Source organism: Bacillus sp. FSL R9-9834, from assembly GCF_038006905.1.
Taxonomy (GTDB): Bacteria; Bacillota; Bacilli; order Bacillales; family Bacillaceae_G; genus Bacillus_A; species Bacillus_A pacificus.
Genome location: NZ_JBBOWD010000001.1, coordinates 2,558,141 through 2,582,918 on the forward strand (window position 1 = coordinate 2,558,141; position 24,778 = coordinate 2,582,918).

Annotated in this window: 27 protein-coding genes and 3 pseudogenes; 19 read left to right on the top strand and 11 right to left on the bottom strand. The window is 32.1% G+C overall.

Translation table 11 applies throughout. From position 1 onward, the window contains the following. Positions 1 to 11 precede the first annotated feature (11 nt). The 14 genes and pseudogenes from MKY00_RS13165 (at position 12) to MKY00_RS13230 (ending at position 10,662) form a co-directional block, all read left to right on the top strand. A complete protein-coding gene (locus MKY00_RS13165) occupies positions 12 to 926 on the top strand; it encodes a DMT family transporter (RefSeq protein WP_016717607.1) in 915 nt (304 codons plus the stop codon). A gap of 137 nt (positions 927 to 1,063) precedes the next feature. Then, positions 1,064 to 1,666, top strand: a pseudogene (locus MKY00_RS13170) (glycosyl hydrolase family 8); the annotation flags it as partial. Between the two features lie 163 nt (positions 1,667 to 1,829). Next, entirely contained in the window at positions 1,830 to 2,753 is a 924-nt protein-coding gene (locus tag MKY00_RS13175) for a nucleoside hydrolase (RefSeq protein WP_016717609.1), read from the top strand. A 76-nt stretch (positions 2,754 to 2,829) separates the two neighbouring features. Next, the gene (locus MKY00_RS13180) at positions 2,830 to 3,288 is read left to right on the top strand and encodes a GNAT family N-acetyltransferase (RefSeq protein WP_016717610.1); all 459 of its coding nucleotides are present in this window, start codon (positions 2,830 to 2,832) and stop codon (positions 3,286 to 3,288) included. Positions 3,289 to 3,318: 30 nt separating this feature from the next. Continuing rightward, positions 3,319 to 3,657, top strand: a complete 339-nt coding sequence (cutA, locus tag MKY00_RS13185; RefSeq protein WP_016717611.1) for a divalent cation tolerance protein CutA — start codon at positions 3,319 to 3,321, stop codon at positions 3,655 to 3,657. 25 nt (positions 3,658 to 3,682) lie between these two features. Then, positions 3,683 to 4,129 (top strand): NUDIX domain-containing protein, encoded by a 447-nt coding sequence (locus tag MKY00_RS13190; protein ID WP_016717612.1) that lies wholly within the window; start codon positions 3,683 to 3,685, stop codon positions 4,127 to 4,129. Between the two features lie 199 nt (positions 4,130 to 4,328). Then, positions 4,329 to 4,574, top strand: coding sequence for a heterocycloanthracin/sonorensin family bacteriocin (locus MKY00_RS13195; RefSeq protein ID WP_001071372.1), 246 nt, complete (start codon positions 4,329 to 4,331; stop codon positions 4,572 to 4,574). A 102-nt stretch (positions 4,575 to 4,676) separates the two neighbouring features. Then, positions 4,677 to 5,693 carry a serine hydrolase domain-containing protein gene (locus MKY00_RS13200; protein WP_016717613.1) on the top strand — a complete coding sequence of 339 codons (1,017 nt, stop codon included), beginning with the start codon at positions 4,677 to 4,679 and terminating at the stop codon, positions 5,691 to 5,693. A 31-nt stretch (positions 5,694 to 5,724) separates the two neighbouring features. Continuing rightward, a complete protein-coding gene (locus MKY00_RS13205) occupies positions 5,725 to 5,868 on the top strand; it encodes a hypothetical protein (protein WP_016717614.1) in 144 nt (47 codons plus the stop codon). Positions 5,869 to 6,152: 284 nt separating this feature from the next. Continuing rightward, positions 6,153 to 7,361 carry an L-lactate MFS transporter gene (locus MKY00_RS13210; RefSeq protein ID WP_016717615.1) on the top strand — a complete coding sequence of 403 codons (1,209 nt, stop codon included), beginning with the start codon at positions 6,153 to 6,155 and terminating at the stop codon, positions 7,359 to 7,361. A gap of 157 nt (positions 7,362 to 7,518) precedes the next feature. Continuing rightward, positions 7,519 to 7,962: an NUDIX hydrolase gene (locus MKY00_RS13215; RefSeq protein WP_016717616.1), complete on the top strand. Its 444-nt coding sequence runs from the start codon at positions 7,519 to 7,521 to the stop codon at positions 7,960 to 7,962. A gap of 30 nt (positions 7,963 to 7,992) precedes the next feature. After that, positions 7,993 to 9,123 carry a DNA polymerase III subunit beta gene (gene dnaN / locus MKY00_RS13220; RefSeq protein ID WP_061182476.1) on the top strand — a complete coding sequence of 377 codons (1,131 nt, stop codon included), beginning with the start codon at positions 7,993 to 7,995 and terminating at the stop codon, positions 9,121 to 9,123. A 22-nt stretch (positions 9,124 to 9,145) separates the two neighbouring features. Beyond that, positions 9,146 to 9,658 carry an NUDIX hydrolase gene (locus MKY00_RS13225; RefSeq protein ID WP_016717617.1) on the top strand — a complete coding sequence of 171 codons (513 nt, stop codon included), beginning with the start codon at positions 9,146 to 9,148 and terminating at the stop codon, positions 9,656 to 9,658. A gap of 170 nt (positions 9,659 to 9,828) precedes the next feature. Continuing rightward, on the top strand, positions 9,829 to 10,662 hold the full coding sequence (locus tag MKY00_RS13230; protein WP_016717619.1) for an alpha/beta fold hydrolase: 834 nt from the start codon (positions 9,829 to 9,831) through the stop codon (positions 10,660 to 10,662). A 54-nt stretch (positions 10,663 to 10,716) separates the two neighbouring features. Here MKY00_RS13230 and MKY00_RS13235 read toward each other — a convergent pair whose 3' ends face one another. Further along, on the bottom strand, positions 10,717 to 11,679 hold the full coding sequence (locus tag MKY00_RS13235) for an MBL fold metallo-hydrolase (protein ID WP_016717620.1): 963 nt from the start codon (positions 11,677 to 11,679) through the stop codon (positions 10,717 to 10,719). A 471-nt stretch (positions 11,680 to 12,150) separates the two neighbouring features. On the opposite strand from MKY00_RS13235, the gene MKY00_RS13240 reads away from it, so the two are divergent. Next, positions 12,151 to 13,236, top strand: coding sequence for a hypothetical protein (locus tag MKY00_RS13240; protein ID WP_016717621.1), 1,086 nt, complete (start codon positions 12,151 to 12,153; stop codon positions 13,234 to 13,236). Positions 13,237 to 13,370: 134 nt separating this feature from the next. Continuing rightward, the gene (locus MKY00_RS13245) at positions 13,371 to 13,766 is read left to right on the top strand and encodes a RidA family protein (protein ID WP_016717622.1); all 396 of its coding nucleotides are present in this window, start codon (positions 13,371 to 13,373) and stop codon (positions 13,764 to 13,766) included. Between the two features lie 722 nt (positions 13,767 to 14,488). On the opposite strand, the gene MKY00_RS13250 is transcribed toward MKY00_RS13245, so the two are convergent. From MKY00_RS13250 to MKY00_RS13270, 5 genes and pseudogenes are all read right to left on the bottom strand, one after another. Then, the gene (locus MKY00_RS13250) at positions 14,489 to 15,304 is read right to left on the bottom strand and encodes a YwqG family protein (protein ID WP_000799817.1); all 816 of its coding nucleotides are present in this window, start codon (positions 15,302 to 15,304) and stop codon (positions 14,489 to 14,491) included. 78 nt (positions 15,305 to 15,382) lie between these two features. Continuing rightward, positions 15,383 to 16,570 (bottom strand): annotated as a pseudogene (locus MKY00_RS13255) (DnaJ family domain-containing protein); the annotation flags it as partial. Between the two features lie 47 nt (positions 16,571 to 16,617). Further along, positions 16,618 to 16,983, bottom strand: a complete 366-nt coding sequence (locus MKY00_RS13260; RefSeq protein WP_016717624.1) for a hypothetical protein — start codon at positions 16,981 to 16,983, stop codon at positions 16,618 to 16,620. A 259-nt stretch (positions 16,984 to 17,242) separates the two neighbouring features. Beyond that, a complete protein-coding gene (locus tag MKY00_RS13265) occupies positions 17,243 to 17,608 on the bottom strand; it encodes a YxiJ-like family protein (protein ID WP_016717625.1) in 366 nt (121 codons plus the stop codon). Positions 17,609 to 17,620: 12 nt separating this feature from the next. Then, complete coding sequence (locus MKY00_RS13270; RefSeq protein ID WP_016717626.1) at positions 17,621 to 18,472, bottom strand: patatin-like phospholipase family protein; 852 nt, start codon at positions 18,470 to 18,472, stop codon at positions 17,621 to 17,623. Between the two features lie 179 nt (positions 18,473 to 18,651). On the opposite strand from MKY00_RS13270, the gene MKY00_RS13275 reads away from it, so the two are divergent. Continuing rightward, the gene (locus MKY00_RS13275) at positions 18,652 to 19,029 is read left to right on the top strand and encodes a PH domain-containing protein (protein WP_000522480.1); all 378 of its coding nucleotides are present in this window, start codon (positions 18,652 to 18,654) and stop codon (positions 19,027 to 19,029) included. A gap of 120 nt (positions 19,030 to 19,149) precedes the next feature. Here the strand turns inward: MKY00_RS13275 and MKY00_RS13280 are convergent. From MKY00_RS13280 to MKY00_RS13300, 5 genes and pseudogenes are all read right to left on the bottom strand, one after another. Next, positions 19,150 to 19,623: pseudogene (locus tag MKY00_RS13280) on the bottom strand (GNAT family N-acetyltransferase); the annotation flags it as partial. 4 nt (positions 19,624 to 19,627) lie between these two features. Beyond that, positions 19,628 to 20,149 (bottom strand): YfiT family bacillithiol transferase, encoded by a 522-nt coding sequence (locus tag MKY00_RS13285; protein WP_061182522.1) that lies wholly within the window; start codon positions 20,147 to 20,149, stop codon positions 19,628 to 19,630. 16 nt (positions 20,150 to 20,165) lie between these two features. Next, the gene (locus MKY00_RS13290; protein ID WP_016717628.1) at positions 20,166 to 20,693 is read right to left on the bottom strand and encodes a GNAT family N-acetyltransferase; all 528 of its coding nucleotides are present in this window, start codon (positions 20,691 to 20,693) and stop codon (positions 20,166 to 20,168) included. 62 nt (positions 20,694 to 20,755) lie between these two features. After that, on the bottom strand, positions 20,756 to 22,078 hold the full coding sequence (locus MKY00_RS13295) for an FAD-dependent oxidoreductase (RefSeq protein WP_016717629.1): 1,323 nt from the start codon (positions 22,076 to 22,078) through the stop codon (positions 20,756 to 20,758). 86 nt (positions 22,079 to 22,164) lie between these two features. Beyond that, complete coding sequence (locus MKY00_RS13300) at positions 22,165 to 22,944, bottom strand: undecaprenyl-diphosphate phosphatase (protein ID WP_016717630.1); 780 nt, start codon at positions 22,942 to 22,944, stop codon at positions 22,165 to 22,167. A 132-nt stretch (positions 22,945 to 23,076) separates the two neighbouring features. On the opposite strand from MKY00_RS13300, the gene MKY00_RS13305 reads away from it, so the two are divergent. Both MKY00_RS13305 and MKY00_RS13310 read left to right on the top strand, forming a co-directional pair. Then, the gene (locus MKY00_RS13305) at positions 23,077 to 23,283 is read left to right on the top strand and encodes a hypothetical protein (protein ID WP_016717631.1); all 207 of its coding nucleotides are present in this window, start codon (positions 23,077 to 23,079) and stop codon (positions 23,281 to 23,283) included. A gap of 125 nt (positions 23,284 to 23,408) precedes the next feature. Further along, a protein-coding gene (locus tag MKY00_RS13310) for an IS3 family transposase (protein WP_085966774.1) occupies positions 23,409 to 24,742 on the top strand; the annotation gives its coding sequence in 2 pieces (ribosomal slippage) (positions 23,409 to 23,796 and positions 23,796 to 24,742; 1,335 coding nt in all). Positions 24,743 to 24,778 lie beyond the last annotated feature (36 nt).

Consider the following 24,778-nt stretch of genomic DNA (forward strand, 5'->3'; position numbering starts at 1 on the left):
GGAGAGACAACATGCATAATAAAAAATGGGATTTACGCATTATATGCGCTCACGTTTTTACGATTCTTATATGGGGATCTGCTTTTCCGGCAATTCGTATGGGGCTTTCATCTTATACACCTGAGCATCTGACTTTACTACGTTTATTAATCGCTTCATTTATACTTCTGTTGTTTTCTTTTATTTACAAGTTACGAATACCGGATTTAAAGGATATCCCAGCAATTTTTATATTTGGTGCTTTAGGATTTACTTTTTATCACATCGCATTAAACTATGGTGAAAAAACAGTAAATGCTGGATCGGCAAGTTTAATCGTTTCCGTCACACCTATAGTAACGGCAATTCTTGCTTCTATTTTTTTGAACGAAAAAATGAAATTAAACGGTTGGATCGGTGGTGTAATTAGTTTTATAGGAATTGCTCTCATATCATTTAGCCAAGGAGATGCTATTCAATTAAATAGTGGGGGATTTTTTATACTATTAGCAGCGACTTCAGAAAGCTTATATTTTGTTTTCCAAACTTCTTACTTAAAAAAGTACGGCTTCTTACCATTTACGATATATACAATTTTATCTAGTACGGTATGTATGCTTATTTTCTTCCCGGGAATGTATACAGAAATACTAGCAGCTCCTCTTGAAGTGAATATGAGTGTTATATATTTAGGTTTATTTCCAACAGTACTCCCATATATCGCATTGGCTTATATCATATCTCATTCTGGTGCTGCTGAAGCAACAAATTCTCTATATTTAACGCCAGTAACTGCATGTTTCGTTGCTTGGATATGGTTAGGAGAAGTACCGACTTTTGTTTCAATAATTGGTGGGGGGATTACTATACTTGGAATTTTGATTGTTCATATACCAGTATTAAGAAAAGAAAAACATAGGAATCTAGCAAATGATCAATCCGTATAATGTAATTCAATTATAATTTTATGATACTTTTTCATATAGTTTCTTTCTTATGTTGATAAATATAATATTTTGTATTTTAGTTAAATATTGTATGTTGCATTTTATGTAGTAAGCATTTTAAAAGGAGCTGACAACATAGAGCATTTTATGAATTTACAGGTGATAAAACTTGGCTTACTGTTATTAATAATTTGTACGATGTTTATACACAATTTAGTAATAAGTACTCTCCAAATACAGGACTTATTTCAGATTTCGTTGTAAAAAACCCACCACAACCCGCACCTAAAGACTTCTTAGATGAGTCAGAATATACAAATGCATATTATTACAATGCTAGTCGGGTACCATTGAGAATTGTAATGGACTATGCGATGTACGGCGAGAAAAGAAGTAAAGTCATTTCTGATAAAGTCTCTTCATGGATTCAAAATAAAACGAATGGAAATCCTTCTAAAATTGTGGATGGTTATCAATTAAACGGATCTAATATTGGTAGTTATTCAACTGCTGTATTTGTTTCACCGTTTATTGCTGCAAGTATAACGAGTAGCAATAATCAAAAGTGGGTAAATAGCGGTTGGGATTGGATGAAGAATAAGAGAGAAAGCTATTTTAGTGATAGTTATAATTTATTAACTATGTTATTTATTACAGGAAATTGGTGGAAACCTATACCTGATGATAAAAAAATACAAAATCAAATAAATGATGCAATTTATGAAGGATACGATAATTAATTAAATTTGAGAATGGTTACTTAAGAAAGGAATTAGCATACGCTAGTTCCTTTCTTAATATTTTGTAAAACATTATCCATTCAAAAATTCGCATAGATATACTTGCTTTTTTCATATACATAGTTATTGATGACGCTATGTTTTTGTGAGGGGAGAGTATTTCTTGGAAAAAGTATTATTTTTCGGAGACCCAGGTATTGATGACTCATTTGCCATTATGTATGGTTTACTGCATCCCGAAATTGAAATTGTCGGTATTGTAACCGGATACGGAAATGTTGAGCATATACATGCTGCACATAATGCAGCGTATATTTTACAGTTAGCAAATAGACAAGACATTCCTGTCATTAGTGGTGCAACAAAACCACTTACAGAAGAAATCACTACGTACTATCCTGAAATTCACGGAGCAGAAGGATTAGGGCCCATCCATGTTCCAGAAAATATATTATCTATTCCAATATATAATTTCGGCAGTATTGCTGCGATTCTTATAAAGTACGGAAAAGATTTAACGATTGTTGATGTAGGAAGATCTACCTCGTTAGCAATTGCTTTTAATTTATGGAATGATTTAATGCTAAATGTAAAAGGAATCTATTTCATGGGTGGTGTTTTTTTAGAAGTAGGAAACGTTACGCCATTAGCAGAGGCAAACGTGTATGGGGATCCTATAGCAAGTAAAATTGTTTTCCATCAAGCAAAGAATTTATTCATATTCCCTTTAAATGTAACAAACAAAGCTGTGTTAACACCAAATGTATTTAACTATATTCAAGCTAATACAAAGAATCCATTTCATATGATAATGAAACCAATGTATGATTACTATCTATCCGCATACAAAAAACTTAATCCATCTATGGAAGGACCTTTGCTACATGATGTGGTTGCAATAAGTGGATTAGTAAATCCAAGTTTTTTTGAATTTGTGCATCGTACAGTAAATATAGATACATACGGAGATACGAAAGGACAAACATTTGCTGATTTTCGCCATAGCTCTATATCTGAAGGAGCCCGTATAGCACTAGAAATAGATGAACAAAAATTCATTCAAGATTTTATAAAAATCATGTTATAAGTTGTTGGCGAAAAAGGGAATTATTTCACTACGTTGAATATAAACATACATCCTCTATATAAGGGAGCTTACAATATTGAATGTCCAGTTAAAGGTTGTTACGAGAGAAAATTGGGAAGAAGCATTAAAGCTACAAGTTAAAGAAAATCAGTTGAAATTTGTTCCATCCGTAGCAGTTTCGCTTGCTAAAGTATATATAAAACCAGATGGTGACAATGTAGAGTACATGCCATTTGTGATATATGATGGCGACCATATGGTTGGTTTTATTATGCATGCTGTTGTAAGAGAGACAACTGATATGTATTGGATAAACGGTTTTATTATTGATCAAATGCAGCAAGGTAAAGGTTATGGAAAAGCGGCATTACAGGAAAGTATCTATTTAATAAAAAATACATTTAAAGCGTGTAGAGAAATTAGATTAACAGTACATAAAGATAACATCTCTGCTAAGAAACTATATGAACGTTATGGTTTTCAATCATTGGGACATGATTATGATGGTGAGCAAGTATATCGCTTATTCGTTTAATTATTATGTAATAAAGGTGTGAAATGAATTATGCAATTTACTGAAGTGAAAATTGAAGTATTTATCCCTGAAGAATACATTGAAATGTTGAGGAATGAGTTAAATAAAATTGGTGCTTGTAAAACGGGAGAATATGATCATTGTCTGTCCTATAGTTCTGTGAAAGGATACTGGAGACCATTAAAAGACGCATCGCCTTTTAACGGGGAAATTGGTCAGATTTGTGAAGGCCAAGAATGTAAAATTGAAATAAAGTGCAAACGGGATCTTGTAAAGGATGCACTTGAAGTCATTAACAAAATTCATCCGTATGAAACACCTATGATTTATATTATTCCTATATTAAATGACTATTTTAATCAAATATAAAGTAAATGAATGGGAGGAATAGCAATTGAAAAATAAATTTCATCATATTGTACGAGCTGTTATGATTAAGGATGAAAAATTGTTAGTAGCTGAATATATTGGCCATCATTATTTTTTACCAGGTGGTCATGTTGAAGTTGGCGAATCAGCTGAGAATGCATTAATAAGAGAACTACAAGAAGAACTCGGAGTAAATTGTAGTATAAAACAATTTTTAGGAGTCATAGAAAACCAATGGCAAGATAAAGAAGTTCTTCACCATGAAATCAATCATATTTTTGAGATAGATTCACAAGAGTTACATATTGATTTCATACCAAAATCTAAAGAATCTCATTTAGCGTTTCACTGGATTGATTATAATCAAGATGCTTTACATACTTATAAAATCATGCCAGTACCTTCAGTTAAAGAGTTACTAGAAAGAAAATTAAGTGATGAACTACTAAACTGTTGGATTAGCAATTTTTAAACGCCTCTATCAATAGTAAATCTGTCCGCCAAAAGGAAAATAAGAAAATAGGCTAAAAAACAAGGTACATCACCTAGTGTAAGTTCATATTTTGTTGATGTACGCATTTAGTCTATAGTCTTGTTTCTACTTTATTTACAAAAATTTATTAACTTTCATATTTGGACGGAATTTACATTAATAAATGGAGGGTTTCATAATGAATCAGTTTCAACAAGAACTACAATCATTAAACCTTAATGATTTTCAAACTGGTAATGTTGTTTATTGGGATCAACAACAAAATCAATATCCGTATTATTACATCCAAGGCGATGTACGTCGTTGCGGTGGATGCGGAGGTTGTGGCGGACGCTGCGGTGGTTGTGGCGGCAGATGTGGTGGATGCGTAGGTTGTGCAGGATGTTTCGGTTGCTTTAATTGCTGGAACTGGTGGATCATTTAGGTATAGAAGATCAAAACTATTTTACATGAAAGAAAGGTGTGAAAATTATTTTGCACTTTTCTTTCATGCTGTAATTTTGTATTAGTGTTAAGGGGGATTCATTTGTATACATATGATAAGTTGATTTCTTGGGTAGAGAATATAAAAGAAAAAAATCATAGTTCTGCAGCAGCACTTTGTATTATAAAAGATAATAAAATCGTACTAGAGCATTATAGTGGTTATCACACAAATACATCTACAAACAAGAGAGTAACAGCATCTTCACAATTTAACATTGCTTCTGCTAGAAAAAGTTATTTAGGATTAATGATAGCGTATGCGCTTTACGAGGGGAAAATAAACTCTATTGATGATGAAGCGATAAAATATTTTAAAGACTTTGATCCTGTATTGCTTGGTAAAACGACGATAAGACATTTAGTAACACATTCGCACGGATTAGAAGAAACGAATGACGGGACAATTTTTCGTGAATTTGAACCGGGGCAAGGATGGGCGTATAGAGATATTAATGTAAGGATGATGACACGTCTTATTTATCAGCTATATAACAAAAGTTTTCCTGAATTGTTAAAAGAGCGTGTGTTTAAACATGCTAATTTTCAAGAAACAGGTTGGAGAGTTCAGCAAGATGAAAATTTAGTTGAAGTCGTTAATGATCCAAATGAAGATGCAATTAGCGCAATTGGTACAGTAGATGACGGTACGGAAAAAAATCTGTTTGTTTCAGCTAGAGAATTTGCTTATTGGGGAAATCTTCATTTAAATCAAGGTGTATTAAACGGGAAACAAATTGTTCCAAAAGAAGTTATAGAAATTGCGACAAGTTTACAGAGTCCAACATTTACAAACAATGAACTACCACAAAATGGGTTATTTTGGTTCGTTCAAAATGAATCTGCACAGTTGAGTGAACTTGGTGAACGAGTACCAAAAGGATCATATCAAATATTAGGAATTACGGGGCCAACTATATTAGTAATACCTGAATATAATGTAGTTGTTGCAAAAATGTATAATAAAAGATATAACTACGGCGGTGATAATTATTTATATTATTTACGTGAATTCAGCAATTTAGTCGCGGATACATTTCGTAACGGTAATAGGGCATAATTACTCCTATAATGAAAAGGAGTGAGAGAAAGTGAAAGATAAAATGAATAAAAACAAAAAGCAAAACATTAAAGATATAAATACAGAGCAAAATGCAATTTATAGCGATCCGAAAGATGCAGCTAATATGCAAACGGTACCGCAGCCGAAGGATTTTGATGAAATTGAATATTAATTTTTCGTTTATCCGACCATATGATGAATCAAAAATACATCTTAAGTCCCATCACATGATTGAAAACTTTTGGTACTCTATATACATAAGCATTTGAAAATGTCTTATCTTAACAAAGCTTTCTTTAAGTAAATCTAATATAACCTGCAGAAAGACACTTCATTATGGAGTGTCTTTTTGTGTACATGAATTCAATTTCCATTTTTCATGCAGTATCTTGCTTTTTATGATGGTTATACTAACTGTGAAAATTCATGTCACGATAAAAGAAGGGGACAGTTAGTATGAAACAAACCTCTATAAATCCGTTACTAATTGTTCTAGGTACAATCATTGTTCAAATTGGCCTTGGAACAATTTACACATGGAGTTTATTTAATCAGCCCCTTGTCAGTAAGTTTGGATGGAACCTTAATGCCGTTGCGATAACTTTCTCCATTACAAGCTTCTCTTTATCATTTTCAACATTATTTGCAGGAAAGTTACAGCAAAAATTAGGGCTTCGAAAACTCATCGCTACTGCAGGGATTGTGCTGGGACTCGGTTTAATACTTAGTTCACAAGTTTCTTCCTTACCATTACTTTATTTATTAGCTGGTGTAGTAGTTGGTTATGCAGATGGAACTGCTTATATCACATCATTATCTAATTTAATTAAATGGTTTCCAAATCGAAAAGGACTTATTTCTGGTATATCTGTTTCTGCATATGGAATGGGTAGCTTAATCTTTAGATATATAAACGGAAGTCTGATCGATAGCCTTGGTGTATCACAAGCATTTTTATATTGGGGTATCATCGTTTTACTTTTAGTATTAATCGGATCGTTCTTCTTACATGAAGCAATAGTAAGTAATACTGTAACTGAGACATTACACAATGATTATACGCCTCGTGAAATGATGCGAACGAAACAAGTATATCTTTTGTTTTTTTTGCTATTTACGTCGTGTATGGGTGGTCTATATTTAATCAGTATGGTAAAAGATATTGGGGTACAGCTCGTTGGACTTAGCGCTGCAACTGCTGCTAATGCCGTCGCAATGATTGCAATCTTTAATACAGTAGGTAGAATCATTCTTGGAACGCTATCAGATAAAATTGGCCGAATGAAAATTGTCTCTGCAACGTTTATTATTATTGGATTGTCAGTCTTTACATTAAGTTTCATTCCATTAAATTACGGGATTTATTTTGCTTGTGTAGCCAGCGTAGCCTTTTGCTTTGGTGGTAATATTACAATATTCCCAGCCATTGTTGGGGATTACTTCGGTTTAAAAAACCATAGTACAAATTACGGGATTGTATACCAAGGGTTCGGATTTGGTGCGCTTGCAGGATCATTCATCGGAGCATTATTCGGTGGATTTCAGCCGACCTTTATTATAATCGGTATTTTAAGCGTTATTTCCTTCGTTATTTCGATATTAATTCGTCCACCAAAAGCAGAGAAGAAAAAGGAAATAAAGCAGCTACATCGAAAAATAGCTTAATTCTACAAAAGGGTCCTCCTACTAGGACTCTTTTTTCACGTTAACTTTGCTAAGAGCAGATAAATGAAATACTCAATTAACTTTTTTATATTTTAAAACGAATAAATGGTAGAATGTAACAAAGATAGAAAATTCCCATTATTAGAGGTGGACTTAGATGAAGAAAGTAAATGTTACATATGCACTTTTATACGATAAAACAAACGAAAAGATCTTAATGGTAAAAAACAAAGGGAAGAATGGTTCTTATTACACACTACCAGGTGGCGCGGTTAAATTGGGAGAAACGTTAGAAGAGGCAGTAATTCGGGAAGTGAAAGAAGAAACCGGTCTACATATAACTGTAAAGGGGATTTGTTACATTAGCGAAGCTTTTTTTGAGGAGAGAGGACACCATGCAATTTTCTTTAATTTTTTAGGTGAAATAATTGGTGGGGAGACAAATATATCAAGGCCAAAAGAAATTGAAGAGATTACTTGGATGGAATTACATAGAGCAGCACCGTATTTGCGTATACCAGAACATTTACTAGACATTTTACAAAAGAAAGAAACAGTACCTTACATTTTTAATGGAACAATCATTCATCAAGCAACATAAAAATATCATTACATATAAGGCGGGGGAAAAATGGAGTTTATCGTTAATCATAAACATTTCACTCAAGCACTTTCAGAAGTAAGTAAAGCAATATCTACCAAAGCTATAATTCCTATACTATCCGGTATAAAAATAACTGCAAATCAATCTGGAATTACTTTAATCGCAAGTAATTCAAATATTTTCATCGAAAAATTCATCCCTAGTTCCATGGATGACGAACAAATTACGACTACCTTACAAGCAGGGACAATTGTTGTACCTGCAAAATACTTCATTGAAATTATAAAGAAAATGCCAAGCGATATAGTAATAAAAAGTAAGAATGAGCAAACAATTACCATACAATCAGAAGAAATCACATTAAACTTAAATGGCTTTCCAGCGAGTGAATTTCCTAACGTACCACAAATAGAGGATCATGCAGAAATACAAATAGAAACAAAACAATTGATTGATGCGTTTAAACAAACAGTCTTTGCAGTAGCGAAAAATGAATCTAGACCCGTTCTTACCGGAGTGCATATCGAGTTAGACTACAATAAATTAATATGCGCTGCAACTGACTCTCATAGACTAGCTATACGTGAAACACAAATTTCTACTAATATGAAAGCGAATTGTATTGTACCAAGTGCAACCATTAATGAACTTTTAAAATTAATGAACAGCAATTTAGAATTCGTTTCTATTTATCTATCAGAAAGCCACATTATTTTTACATTCGGCACAACTACTTTATATTCAAGACTAATCGAAGGGAAATATCCTAATATATCTAGTTTAATTCCAAATAAATTTCAAACAGTCATTAACGTAGATAGACAAAGAATGTTACAAGGTGTAGATCGATCAAGTTTATTAGCAAGTGAATGGGCAAATAACAATGTTAACTTAGAAATCGTAAACGAATCTACAATTAAAGTTTCTTCTAATGCTTCTCAGATTGGAAAAATATATGAAACACAACAAGTAGATGCAATTCACGGTGAAAAACAATTACATATATCTTTCGATGGACGATTTATGTTGGATGCTTTAAGGGCAATAAAAGAAAAAACGGTTACTTTAAGTTTCAGCGGTTCTATGAGACCGATATTAATTGAAGCAGGGACACAATCTGCAGCAATCCATCTTATATCCCCAGTAAGAGCTTATTAAAAACGGAGGAAGGAATCACATTATGTACAAGCACACTTTATGTTTTATAAAAAGAAATGAAGAGATACTTATGTTAAATAGAGAATATGATCCGGTAAAAGGATTATGGAATGGTGTAGGAGGAAAGATAGAAAAGGGCGAAACACCTTTAGAAAATGCGATTCGTGAAATAAAGGAAGAGACTAATATAAAAGTTACGTATGACCAAATTCAATTTAAAGGCATTATTAAGTGGAAAGATTCTTCATATTCTGGTGGTATGTATCTTTATTTAATAGAGCTAATGAATGAATTTACATATCAAACTCCAAAAAAAGTATCAGAAGGAATTTTAGATTGGAAAGAGATTTCTTGGATTCTTAGTGACTATAATTACGGCGTAGGAGAGATGATACCTAAATTTTTAGTTGAAGTGCTCTACAATAAATTCATATTAGAGCACAATTTTGTTTTATCTAATCATAAATTAATAGATTATAGGAATGAAAAATTGGCTAAACAGGAAAGTTCTATAAATAATATAATTCAATTGTAAAAAGCAGGAATTGTAATCTACAATACACAGCAAAATAATTATAACTCAAATAATTCGAAGAGTAGCTAAGGAGAAAATTCAAATGGGGATGAGTGTAATGAAGAAAATGAAATGCCCAGTGTACCAAAAAACTAAAAAGCAGATAAAAAATTTTAGACAGGAGATTCAATATGTGGAAAACAAATATTGTCAAAACTACTAGAGGCAATTTTGAGTATTTTATGAAGGGAGAAGGTCCGCCTTTATGCGTTACACATATGTATAGCGAGTATAACGATAATGGAAATACTTTTGCAAACCCATTTACTGACCATTATAGCGTATATTTAGTTAACTTAAAGGGGTGTGGCAATTCAGATTCAGCAAAAAATGATTCTGAATATAGTATGACCGAAACGATTAAAGATTTAGAAGCGATTCGAGAAGCTTTATATATTAATAAATGGGGGGTTGCTGGTCATTCGACAGGAGGGATGTTAGCTCTTGTATATGCGACTGAAGCACAAGAAAGTTTAACGAAAATAATTGTTGGTGGCGCAGCGGCGAGCAAGGAATATGCATCTCATAAAGATAGTATATACTGTAGTAAAAATGTAAAATTTAATAGAATCGTATCAATTATGAATGCATTAAATGATGATAGTACAGTACAAGAAGAAAGAAAAGCATTAAGTAGAGAGTGGGCACTTATGTCTTTTTATTCTGAAGAAAAGCTTGAAGAGGCATTAAAACTGCCGAATAGCGGAAAGACAGTTGGCAATCGGCTAAATTATTTTAGACAAGTTGAATATAAAGATTATGATGTTCGTCAGAAACTTAAATTCGTAAAAATCCCAAGTTTTATATACTGTGGTAAGCATGATGCACAATGTCCCTACATATTTTCTCGTGAAATAGCAAATTTGATCCCGAACGCAACATTAACTAAATTTGAAGAAAGTAATCATAATCCATTCGTTGAAGAAATAGACAAGTTTAATCAGTTTGTCAACGATACATTATAATCAATAAGTAAAAAGCGAATCTTTTATATAAGACAGATTCGCTTTTTATTATAATTAGACTTTTTGCCACCAAGCATACCTAGGATAGTCTGTAGATTTTAACGTAATAGATTCGCCAATTTGAGGTGTTGTAATTTTAACTCCTAAACGGTTAGCTTCTTTCGTAACACGTTCTATCGGGTCACTCCATTCGTGTAATGCTAATGTAAAAGCACCCCAATGAATCGGAAGAAGTAATTCTCCTTTTACATCAATATGAGCTTGTACTGTTTCTTCAGGCAACATATGAATAGCAGACCACCTTGGATCATATTGCCCGCATTCCATTAACGTAAGATCGAATGGACCGTATTTATTACCAATCTCCTTAAAGTGAGGCGCATAACCGCTATCGCCACTAAAGAAAACTTTAGTTTCTTGACCAAGGATAGCCCATGAACACCATAACGAACAATCTCTATCTGTCATACCTCGTCCAGAGAAATGCCTTGCAGGGGCACATACTAACTTAATAGTATCAAGCATAATTTCATCCCACCAATTATGCTCACTAATTTTACTAGGTGAAACACCCCATTTAATTAAATATTGCGCAACTCCAGTTGGAACATAGAAATGCTTTACACGATCTTTTAATTGCATAATACTTTTATAATTTAAATGATCATAGTGATTATGAGAAATGATAATTGCATCAATTTCTTGCAGTTCTTCACGTTCTAAAGAAAAAGAACCACTATAACGTTTACTATTAAACACTGGAAACGGGGAAGAGGCATCTCCAAACATCGGGTCTAATAACAATGTTTTACCTTCTATTTTTAAAAGAGAAGCAGAATGGCCAAACCATGTAATACTCTCTAAAGACTTATTGTTTTTATCTGATAAAACAATAGGTAAATTCTTTATAGGACGCAACTTTGTTTTCATTTTAAAGTAATCAGTCATTAAACCTATAATATCTTTCGGTTTAAAACTTACATCAGTATGAATTTGATTTACATATTTCTTTTTCATTCGTTCTCCTTTTTACGTTTAACAATATACGTATGTTGTTATTGTAGTTATTTGTAGTGTAAACTATATCATTTTATCTTTCATCTTAAATAAAGTACATTTCATAAATTCGTCAAATTCATTAATCATATATATAAAATGAGTGTTATTTAGCGGCAGATAAAATCAATATTAAGTAAATGTAAATTGTTTTAATTTAGTAAATTCATTCTTAAAAGCAACAAAGAACATACGTTTCGTTGTGTGTTAAAGAAGAAAATATATCTCTAATTAGTAAAAGAAAGGAGAGGATGTAAGTGCAAATAGAGAGAAAAAAGAAATCAAAATGTAAACTATCAAAATCTGAAATAACTCAGCTATATCTATGCTAAGGTTTTTAATTTGAGATTAGAGGATACTTACTTTCGTTTATAGAACTTAGTAAATACATAGATTTTACAATGAATTTACTCGTAAGGGAGGGAATATGAAATGCCCACTAATAATAGTCCGGAGAATATATTACATACAGCTTATGAAACTAAAATGATTTCATCTGGAGATAATTCGCCATCTATAAAAATAAAAGGAACGAAACTTCAATATTTACTTGTATTGGTTCATCTTGGTTTTGAGTCAAATATTGTGAAAATGGTGCTAGGTTGGACGAATGAGGAATTTGAAGAGCGCATTAATTCATTAGAAGTAGAGGGGCTATTGAAACAAACAGGAGGGAGGTACTATCCAACGTGTATGATTATAACAGCTTGTGAAGGAGAAAAGCTTTATAACCTTTGTGAACCTCTAATTAAACCAACACTTAGGATCTTTGAAAACTATTCAAGTCATATTGAAGATATTTCAAAGAGAATCGACACGTTTAATCATTTATCTAGAGAATCTTATAGTCTTTTATTGTATAGTGGTGTGTTATTAGATTTTGGACAAATAAATTACATTGAAGAAAACTATTTAAAAAAGAAACGACCTTTAAGAAATAAGAAACGATATTATTATGCTATTCAAGAACAAGAACTAACAGATATAGAGGCTTTCGGGATGTATGGTAATACGTATTTAGATTTAGGAGAAGTTCAAATTGGTCTTTATGGAAATTCTCGATATTCAACATTAAATTTAATAACAGCAGATAACGAAACATTTAAAGAATATTTTCAAAACAATAGTACCGATATTAATTATAAGAAAAAACAATTAGTAAAAGGTTTCGTAGCAGCAGATAGACAAAAAGACTTACATTTAAACGTAGTTTACGAAAAATTAGGCTTATATCAAAATTCACAACCTGTTATCCCTGTATTTAAATCAACAGACTTATTTATACTTAACGAAATTGCAAACATAATCAGTGAAGATTTAGTCTTATTATTCAACGAAAACGATAAACCTTTAAAACAATACTTTGCCAGCAGTAGATACTCAAAAGAAATTACTTATGAAGAGTTTTTTATCTGGTGGTATCACTTTTTCTATACAAAAGTAACTGAAGAATTAATAAAACAAGGTGTAATTATAACAAGCACCCAAAAAAATCAAACGTACATAATCCATCAATAACTTTAAATTAAAGTGCTAATATACTTTTACAAATGTAGCAGCTGAACGGTAAATAATTATTATAGTAAATAAGGGATAATCTGAATTTAAAATCTAATATAAAGAAAACAAGATATTTAAAGAGGAGAAGAGCCATGCAAAAGAAATTTATCAATCCAGAAACGATGCCACCAACTTTTGGATACTCACATGTAGTGGAAGTTAGTAACGCTAAACGAACGATTTACATATCTGGACAAGTAGCAATTAATATAGACGGCCAAATTGTTGGAAGTAATGATTTAGCTACACAAACACGACAAGTATTTGAAAATATTAAAATCGCATTAGAAGCGTCAGACTTAAATTTCAATGATGTAGTAAAATTAACATTTTTCTTAACAGACATTTCTCAAATGGCCGTTGTTAGAGATATTCGAGATCAATACATTGACACTAATAATCCACCAGCAAGTTCAGCTGTCGAAGTTAGAAAATTAATTAACGATAACTTATTAATTGAAATCGAAGCAATTGCTGTAGCAAACTAATTTTAAAAACTTATTATGAATCATATCCATGCAATTCGTTTAATGTGTTCATTTAAAACGAATTGCATTTTTTATTGTCTTAAATATAATTTATATCTGGAGACATTATCATCAACAACTCATAAAACAACAAATAAGCACACAATCGATTACACAGAATGAATCCGATGAAAAGGGAAGCGTAACAATATAAACTAACATATAATAAGTTTTTTACTTTTATCCAGTTAACATAATATATATTATAGGCAGTTACAGAAACAAAGCAATATCAGGTATCAAAAAACAAGTAAACTATACTTAATGAGACGAAACGGAGATTTTTAGTGAGATTTACATAAAATCTTATTTAAACGGATTTCTACAGTTTTTACCGTTTATTTTGCTATACAATCAATCGCAGCAAATCTGAATCAATAATCGATTTAGATTAAACGAATTAAAATCATTTTTGATCAGCGAGAAATTTTTATACAAAAAAATCATTTCTAAACAAAACATAAATTAATAATTATATTTTATGTTTTACTGTATGAATTTATTGCTGTTTACACACGTTTTACAACTTCACATTATTTATTGTTATTTCTGTTATTTACACTTGACTTTTGTTATACCCATTTTTTGTATTCTAGTTAACATAACGTTTATTTTTAACATAAAAAAATCTCCCTTACCTTCAGGAAGATTTTTTAACTTGCTAGTATTTTATTTATATATTTTTAATAACAATCCCAATTGTAAATAACGTTGGAAAAATCTAGATTTAACAAGTCTTCTTTTTTTATAAAGAAATTTGCAACACCAGAATCTCCCCACATAATATTTAATGAATCATCTGTATCGATTTGCAGTAATAAGATGTCATGCTGTTGGTATTTTTCTTCCCATTCTCTCGGATCTGTCTGTGTGAAAAATGGATATCCACCAATTTTATGTCCTTGATCTTTACATAAATCATCATACAGTTCGCCTAATTCTGTATTATTTTCTTCATCAACAATTTCTTCCCAGTCAATATCTTCACTAAAAATCTTTTCGAATCGATAATCCCCTGACGTTACGGGTTGATAATCCAATTCAAACTTTAATTTCGCTGCTTCAGGTATAATAAAGTCCTCTAATTCTAAAGTGTTTAAATAACTAAAATCAGTAATAACCTTATTTAAGTCTTCTATAATTGTAGAATGATAAATAATTCGAAAGTCTTTTTGAGTTGTTGGCTGATCAAAATCTGCTCCGTAAAGCTCATCAGCAGCACTTACGAAAAACTGTAACATTCCCTCTTGAGGCATATATTCAACATGCGGCATTTCTTCAAAGTTTAGCTGAGCAAGTAACATCATAGGTTGTCCATTTGAATCTTTAGGGTGCTCTTGATCTATAGGTAAATACGGATATCCACCAAACTTACTCTCAAAAAGCGTTGTCTCTGCTAATGTTCCAGACACTTTAATATACGGTTTTACACTTTCTTCTAAAATAGTACGATACTGCTCTAGTTCTTTCGGAATTTGAAGTTGATACGTATTCTTCATTACATTTGCCTCCCTTTCATAATGAATTAAAAATGCCTTACTTAATTATATAGCAAGAGATAGCTTCATGAAAAATTGTTAAAAGTCCGTTTTCACCCTCGTTTTTTGCGCACTTGGTGGACAAAGTAAATTATGTTCTAAAACCTTTTTATTAATAGTTCGAATTAAATTCGCTGCTTCTGCAGTATTTGTATTTTCTTTTAGCTTTTCTTTTAAATCATCAATTTCTTTTGAAAGCTCAATCCACCTTGGTAAAACATGATTATTCTTTAACGTTCTATACAGTTGCTTTTCAGGATTGTACGAAAGGTCTTTATCTAGATTTAGAGGTTTCCCTTTACCAGGCATATTATCAAAAGACCCTTTCTTTTCTGCTTCTTTAATGATAGAACTAATATGATCCTCATATGTATAGGACCAAACTTTCTCATCTTTTACTAAAATCTCTTGCTTTTTTAGTTTCTTATCTAGTTCTTCTTGATTCATAGATTCTCTCTCCTTTTTATTTTATAGTGTGTTTTTTGTAAGTTTTAAAGCTTTCAACCCGTCAAACAAATTTTCTCGCCACCAAATACCGTCATGTCCGCCTTGGAACTCTTCATAAGTGGTTTGGTATCTATTTTCTTTTAAAGCTTTATATAGGCGTCTATTGGCCGTTAAAAGAGGTTCGTTTTCAAGTTCACCTACTGCTATGTAAGAATAGAGATGAGTCGTATTAGAATCTATTGATGAAATTTGATTTTCAATCCAAGGAATTTGATTTTCATAACCATCTTTTTTCCAATGTACAGATCCAGACATTGACAACACATTCCCGAAAATATGCGGATTTTGAAGTGCTGCATAAAAAGCTGCTAGGCCACCAAGACTGAAACCTGCAATTGTTGTATGTTTCGCTTCTTTATGCACACGATACTTAGCCTGAATCCACAGAAGTAATTCCTTCGTTAAAAATGCGTTCATTTTATCGTTATAAGTTAGCTCTTCTAATCGATCAACAGGATCTATAGCAACAGCAATACACGATGAGATTTCTTTTTCGTAAATTAAATAATTAAGTGTTTTTGTGATTGAAAGGTCATTAATGAATGAATTCCCATCAAATACAATGAGAAGTTCTTGAAGATGTGAAGTGTGAGAATAATCATGAGGCGTATAAATATGAATTTTACGTGTGTTATTTAAAATCGTACTATGAAATGAATATGTTTCAATTTTTCCGGATGGATAATGGTTTGAAGGAAAACGACTGCTATACTGCACTTCCTATATTAAAGCAGTCGTAAATTATGTGTTTTATGTGTTTAGAGACGTTATTTATTAGAAAAATGATCAATTGCCTGAATAGAAAGTTCCAACGCTTTTATTCTTCTTGTTAAAAGTGTTCTTTGCGGACTACCGGCTTTAGACTTATCATAGGCTCTCTCAATTGATGGAAGTAAACCAGCAAGGACGTTACGAGCGTCTGCTAACTCTTCTTGGCTATACTGATGACTTTCTTGATTCCAAACGTTTTCTAGCACTACTAACCCTATGCAAACAGCTTTAAGTCGTTTTTTCACTAATGTAGTATTTGCACCTTTTTGAGTCATCTGAGAGAGTGCATTTTCAAGTTTACGGATTGTTGACTGTAAAGACTGTATTGATTCTACTTTATCTACATTTGATACGTTTTCCATTTTAAACCTGTCCCTTCTTCATTTCTAAATTAGTTTTCCTGATATTTGATAATACCATTAAGAAACGAATTTTACTCGAAATATTTGAGTTGGACATGAATTGAAAGGAAAACAGCTAACAAACTTCTATCTCCTCCCTCGCACATATTCTATATGTACTTCTTTTTTCTCGTTAAAATACCTACATGGACAAGTTGTAAATATTGTATATTTTATGAACAAAAAACGTACAAGCAGCATGACTTGTACGTTTAAATTTTTATTCAGTAAGATAATAAAGTAATAGCTTCCGGGTCTTTTCATAATTCATGAAATCTCTATATAAAATGGGATACTTCATAATCTCTGTTTCTAGAAAACAATATTGTGGAAACCACTCAAAAAAAGATTTCTTTAACCACTTGATTTGCTGAAACGTAATGTTCTGTTCATTTAGTACAGAATTTAAAGTTGCTGCTGTATGCATCCAATAATGATTAAAATCAGCGTTTATACAGTCATCTTCGGTAAATTTACTCTTTAAAGTTCGCTGCAATTTTGCTGTAGCACGGTAAGGAAACGGCTTGCGCAATGGACTATGCATGTTCTGCAATTCCTTAAAAATAATTTGTTTTCCTAACTTCAACTTTTCACCCCTTTATTTTTCTATCCAATTTAATAAGTTTTCATAATGATATTGAGCATCTGTATACCCAAGATTATATAAATTAACGAGTTTTTCTTTATTTCTCTCTATACCGCTTATAGGAAGTTGTACACTTGGTTGAATGACATAAAAGTTGTCTTTTTGTTTTCTTTGATTCATATAAGATATCGTCTCATTATAAAAACGATAATGTTCTACTAAAGATTGTGCGATATTCGGATATTTCCTATATAAAATTTTAGCCAGCCCTGAAAATTTATTTCGTTGCTTCTCATATCCTTCTGGCTTTGTCATAATTACAACATTCTTTTCATAACCATCAGTTTGAGCTTTTAAAACTGGTATAGGATCTATAATTCCTCCATCTAGTAATTTTCGATTATCATATTCTACAGCAGGCGCTATAAACGGCACTGAGCTAGATGCACGAATGATTTTTAAAATATCATTTCCGTGTTCTGCTTTATTATAATAAATAGCTTGTCCTGATTCGCAATCAGTCGTTCCTATAACAAACTGTTCATTTGAGTTTAAGAAAGTTTGAAAATCAAATGGTACAATTTTATTAGGTACTTCATCAAATAAAAAATCCATTCCAAATAATTCACGTTTTCGAATTAAATTTCGATAAGATATATAACGATGATCTGCTACTAACTCTGTATTTACTTTCTTATTTCTCCCTTTTTGACGTGATAAATAAGTTGCTCCCATACAGGCTCCAGCGGATACGCCAACTACATAAGGGAAAAATAAGTTCTTTTCCATAAAATATTCGAGTACACCTGCAGTATATAAACCTTTCATTCCTCCGCCTTCTAATACTAAACCGATATTTTTCATGCTATATCCCTCTGCTTCTTTTTTCTTACTTACATATTAGCATAAGATATTAAGACGAGGTTACATAAATGAATTGCAACAATAACCAGAAACTACTAAAGTAATGTCATTATTTCTTAGTCAAGAGCGTGGTACAATATAAGTAACACATTCCACAAATAATGGAGGAGGAATTTCCTATGGGTTTATTTAGCGGTATTTTAGGAAATGCATCAAATACGAGTACAGAAAGTGTAGAACGTGATTTAGAGAAGATTATGTTAGACGATGAGAAAGTTGAACATGCTTATAAATTAATTCGCGATTTAATCGTATTCACAAATCGTCGTCTTATTTTAGTAGATAAACAAGGGATATCAGGTAAAAAAACTGAGTATCATTCTATCCCTTATAAAAGCATTACACAATTCAGCATTGAAACAGCTGGGCATTTTGATTTAGATGCTGAACTTAAAATTTGGGTATCTAGTTTGAGTACACCAATTACGAAAGAATTTAAAGGTGACGATAGTGTTTTAAGCATTCAAAAAGCGTTAGTAACATATACGACCAAATAATACTTTTTGTATGTTTATTCAATTCCAAAATTACTCACCCGAGTATTTTGGAAGAATATACATCATTTTTGTATATTTAATCTCAAATAACAGAAAAAGGTAAAGCGTATTTCAAATGCTTTACCTTTCTTTTTTGTAATAAATAAGTGTAGTTTTATCATTTAATTTCTTAGTTACTTCTGTTCTTTTATATCCCATCTTTTCGTATAGAAAACAATTTCTTTCTTCTTCTAAAATCGTAGCAAGTTCAAAGCTTCGTGCTTCTGGAAACATCTCTTCAATTAAAATAAGTACCTGCTGAGCAATTCCTTTCCCTTGATAGTTTGGATGAATGAACATTGGACTAATCCAAAATTTATATGGTATTTCTTTTTTTGAAATGCATATCGCTCCAACAAGGTTAGAATCTATTATCATTTTATAATAGTTACTGCTGGGATTATTTATCCTCAAAATCGTTTTTTCAATAGATTCATTTGCTGGGTTTGTTTCATAGTCTTTATATTTATTTAATAAAGGGCTAAATGAGTCTATTTGCATTTGAAATAAAACTGATGCATCACTTTCTGTTGCCTTCTCTAATGTAATCTTCACGTTACTACCAATTTAGTCGCTTTCTTAATGAAGTTATATGAGCCGTATGATGACGTCCATGCCATGCGTATAGTCCAATTGCAACAGCAAGTTTTGTTTCACCAGTCTCTGGGTGGTTAAATGTCTTTTCTAGATCTTCAAGTTCTAAAGAATATAAAAGGTTAACCCATCTTTTATGTAATGAATCTAACATTACTAGTGAAACATCTACTGGTAATTTAGAATCAGGTAATTCTGCCCACTTTTCTTCTTTATATGGTTTAATCGTTGGATTCTTTTCTGTTAGTGCTAATTTAAAGCGTATGTAACTATTCATATGGCTATCAACAACGTGATGGACTACTTGACGAACTGTCCATCCACCAACGCGGTACGGTGTGTCTAACTGTTTCTGATCTAAATCTTTAATTGCCTTCGTTAGTTCATTAGGTAAATCTTCAATTTCTTGAATCCATGTATCAATCATTTCTTCCGTTATAGGACGTTTATATGTAAATTGCCCAATTGGATAACGTAAATCATTCATGAATAAGTCCCCCTTATTATAAGCGCGAAGTATTTCTCCAAATATAATGTACAAAATTCACATGTTCTCCATTTAATACTACAGATGTTGTATCTGCTTCGTTTTGATAAGAAGAAAACCCGCTTTTTTCTAGTACAATTTGTGATGCAAGATTATTAGTAGTTGTTTTAGCATGAACCTCATTAATTTCATTATTTTTCGCTACGTCTAAAATTAATTTTACAGCTGCTGTTGCAACTCCTTTTTTAGTAAACTTTTCTCCGACTCGATAACCTAACGAACTGATTCGAGTTTCCGAATCTATATCTACTAAATTTATTCTTCCTAGAATTTCATTTTCTTCGTTACGAATTAAATAAAAATAAGATTCTCCATCCGCCTGTTCTATTAATAAATCATCTAGTAGTTTTTGGAAATATTCAAAATCAAAATATTGCGAGCCACGATTAGGTACCATTGTTTCAAAAAAAGACTTATTCGTAAGTTCAAACGTAAATAAATCTTTAGCATCGTATTTCTTTAATTGTTCTATGTATATTTCCATCTCGATTACCCCTTTTATATCTACTAACTGTTATATATTCTTTTTTAATCAATTTTTTCCTGCTATTTCTTTCGTTTCAGTAACACAGCAAGTAACACTTTTGGATGAAATAAGTGAAATGGACTACGAATTAAATTCATCACCCTTACTAATCGAATATAAACGTCAGAATCAGTTGCAGATAGTTGATATATTTGTTTCGTATACCATAGCTGGAATTTTTGCTTTATCGTTAATTCTCTTTTTAGCTGAGGATGACGTGATATTTCCGTTGTTGTCATATCCCAAGGTGTTTCTATTATAGTAGCTGCCTTTTTATAAAATTGTTGTGTAAATGTTTTATCAAGTTGTTTTTTACCTTGCAGAAGTAATTGCAACTGGTGAGCTTCCATAGCGGCAACTGAAACACCTTGACCGAAAACAGGGTCGAAACGACAATGTGCATCTCCAACGACTAATAATCCTTCTGGCATATTTGTGGTGAGATCAAATCTCCGACGTACTTGATAAGGAATTTTATACGTTTTGATATCTGAAATTGCCACAGCTTTGTTAAGAAAATCTGTAACATTAGGGATTGATAAGTTTTCAGCAAAATTATAAAATTCTCCATCTGTTTGTGGTGCTTTTTCATTTGCATATCCACTGAAAGTAACAAAATAACGATTATCTTCAATCGTTTGAATAAGAACGCCATACGGATTGTCAGGGAAACTTGGAGACATTAGCGTATTACAGTAGTCTAATTTCTCATTTTCTTTAAGTTTAAACATTCTAGTTACGTAAAATAAATCAATACGCGCTTTCTCTTCTTGTACTTCAATTTCGTATTCTCGTAACCACTCTATACTTTTTGAACCAAATCCACTTGCATCAACTACAATATCTGCATGAACTTCTTCTTGTGCGTCTGTCTCTAAATATTTAACTTTTACTCCACACACTTTGTTAAGCTTTTCATCTACCAATAACCCTTTAACCAATGTTTCATATTTAATAGTAACATTTGAAATTTGATGTATTCGTTTTTGGATATTCCATTCTAGCAAAGGACGACTTTGTTGAATCATATGTACTTCTCCTATGAATGGCTGTTTCCATAAACCAAATTGATGCCATTTTAAATCACGAGTAAAGTTATGTACGACACTACCTGATTCTATTAATTCATTCGTAATTTTAGGAAACAATTCCTCAATGGCTTTTTCTCCACCTTTTAATAACACATGAGGATGATTACTTTGTGGGACTCTTTTTCTCGAGGACTTTCCATCCCATCTTTCACCGGCTTCTATAATGATTACTTCTTTAAAAGCAGTTGATAATGCTTTTGCTGCGAGCTTTCCTGCGATACTTCCGCCAATAACGATAGCCTTATTAAACATGTTTTCCCCCTTAATAAAAAGAAATCCTGTCTTATATGTATGAATGAAACAGGATCTTAAACTCATTAACTTCTTTATCATTATAATTAAAACACATGAGTAAATTGTAACGTTAAAATTAAAATACCTAATCCCCAGACGTAATACGCGAATACTTTTAAGGAATGACGTTTTAAATACTGAATCATCCACGAAACGGCTATGTAACCGAAAAACGCAGCTGATAACGTTCCAACAATTAAAGATGTACTAGAAATAGATTCTGCTTCCCCTTGAAAAACATCTACAAATTGCAAAATGATTGCTCCGACAATGGCTGGCGTTGATAATAAAAAAGAAAAGTAAGCTGCGGTTTCGCGGTCTAACTTTCTCCATAATGCAGCGACGATTGTCATACCAGAACGAGAAATTGCAGGGAAAATAGCAACCGCTTGAAATGAACCGATGATAAATGCATCTTTATATGTAATGTCGTCCATTTTTTTACGACCATTCTTTTGTTTATCTGCCATGTAGAGAAAGAACCCTGTCACTAAAAACTCCCAACCAATCGTAATACCTGTTTTTGAAATATCCTCAAAAAAGTCTTTAAATAACAATCCAATTACAACCGCAGGTATCGTCCCGACAATAAGTAATAGCATTAGTTTTGAAAATGGATTTTTGATTAAATATATAAATTCTTTTTTGTAATAAATAAACACTGCAAGTAAAGTGCCAATATGCAGCATCGTATCTAAAAACAATCCTGCTTCATCTAATTGAAACAAATGTCTTCCTAAATAAAGATGACCTGTACTACTTATCGGTAAAAACTCTGTTAAACCTTGTATAATCCCTAATATAAAAGATTCTAACCAATTCATGATGGTCCCCTTTCTTGTTTGCTTGTACCAATATATGAAGGTTAAATTTTCGATATGAAAAAAACTATATTTCTCTATGAATTTACTTTCATTTTATGGATATATATGTAAAGAGGATTGAGGAGGGTTATTATGTGGAAGCACACAAAATTCGGCAATGTATTACTTTGGCTAGGACCGATCCTTGTGTTTGTAGGGTTATGTATGACAAATGTTATTTCTGATATTCCTTTCTTTTTGGGAAAACATGAAACGATTGGAATTGTACTTATATGTATAGGAGTATGCTGTTTTATTGTTGCGAATCATTTAAAAAAAGTAGAAAAATATGAGGACTAATTTTAAATAAAAAAACAATCCCACTCTATAAACTGTACCCTATAGAATAGACACTTAAAAAAAGTCTATTCTATAGGGTATTTCTTGTATAATGAGAGAAAAATGAGAATCGGAGAAATTTCAAAATGACGAAAAAATTGCTTACAGAAAAGGAAATTCAAATATTATCAAAAAATCGATACGTAAAATCGGTAAGCCAAAAAGGAATTACCTATACCGATGAATTCAAGCGTATTTTTATTAAGGAAAATGAACAGGGTAAACCACCTCGTATTATTTTTGAAGAATGTGGTTTTGATATAGATATCATCGGTCTACAACGTATTGTGTCATCAGGAAATAGATGGCGTACGTCCTATAAGCAAAACGGTGTATGGGGCTTAAGAGACACACGTAAGGAAAACTCAGGAAGAAAGTCAGAAAGAGAACTTACATTAGAGGAGAAATATGCACGTTTGGAAGCGGAACGAAACTTATTAAAAGCTGAAAATGAACTGTTAAAAAAGATCAAATTTATGGAAGGGAGGATGGGAAAGAAATAACGTTACACGCTAGTCAAAAGTACCTATTAATTCGTTCTATCATTGAAAAATACCGCCTGAAAAATATGGTGAGATATTTGTGTCAGGTCGCAGGCGTTTCACGTTCTGGATACTATAATTATTTTTTAGCCATTTCTCAAAGTCGGCGAGAGAAAAGAATACATCAAGATGAAATAGTGAAAGAGATTATATTAAAGGCATTTCGATTTAAAAACCGAAAAAAGGGGGCTCGTCAGATCAAAATGACATTGGCGGGTCAATTTCAAGTTGTCTACAATTTGAAACGCATCCGTAGAATCATGAAAAAATATGGGATAATCTGTCCTATTCGTAGAGAAAATCCCTATAAAAAAATGTTGAAAGCGACGAAAGAACACTTCGTGGTACCCAATCGATTAAAACGCGAATTTAGGCAAGGTGTACCGGGAAAGGTACTTCTTACAGATATCACATACCTGTTTTATGGTAAGAATCAAAAAGGATATTTATCTACTATTCTAGACGGGTCTACGAATGAAGTTTTGGCGTATCATGTTTCAGAACGACTTACCTTAGATATCGCAACGACGACGCTGCACAAACTAAAGAAGAATAAGAAGGTACGATTAACGCAAGATGCCTATATTCATTCTGATCAAGGTGCTCATTACACAAGTCCTACCTATCAAAAATTAGTCAAAAAATTAAAGCTGGGACAATCTATGTCAAGGCGAGGAAACTGTTGGGATAATGCCCCACAAGAATCTTTTTTCGGGCACTTTAAAGATGAAGCACACATCAAAACTTGTACATCTTTCACACAGTTAAAACAAGAAATTAAAGACTATATGAAATACTATAATCAGCACAGATATCAGTGGAATTTAAAGAAGATGACTCCTGTCGAATACAGAAACCATCTTCTTGATGCCGCCTAACTTTTTTTAAAATGTCCTTTACAAAGGGTACAGATT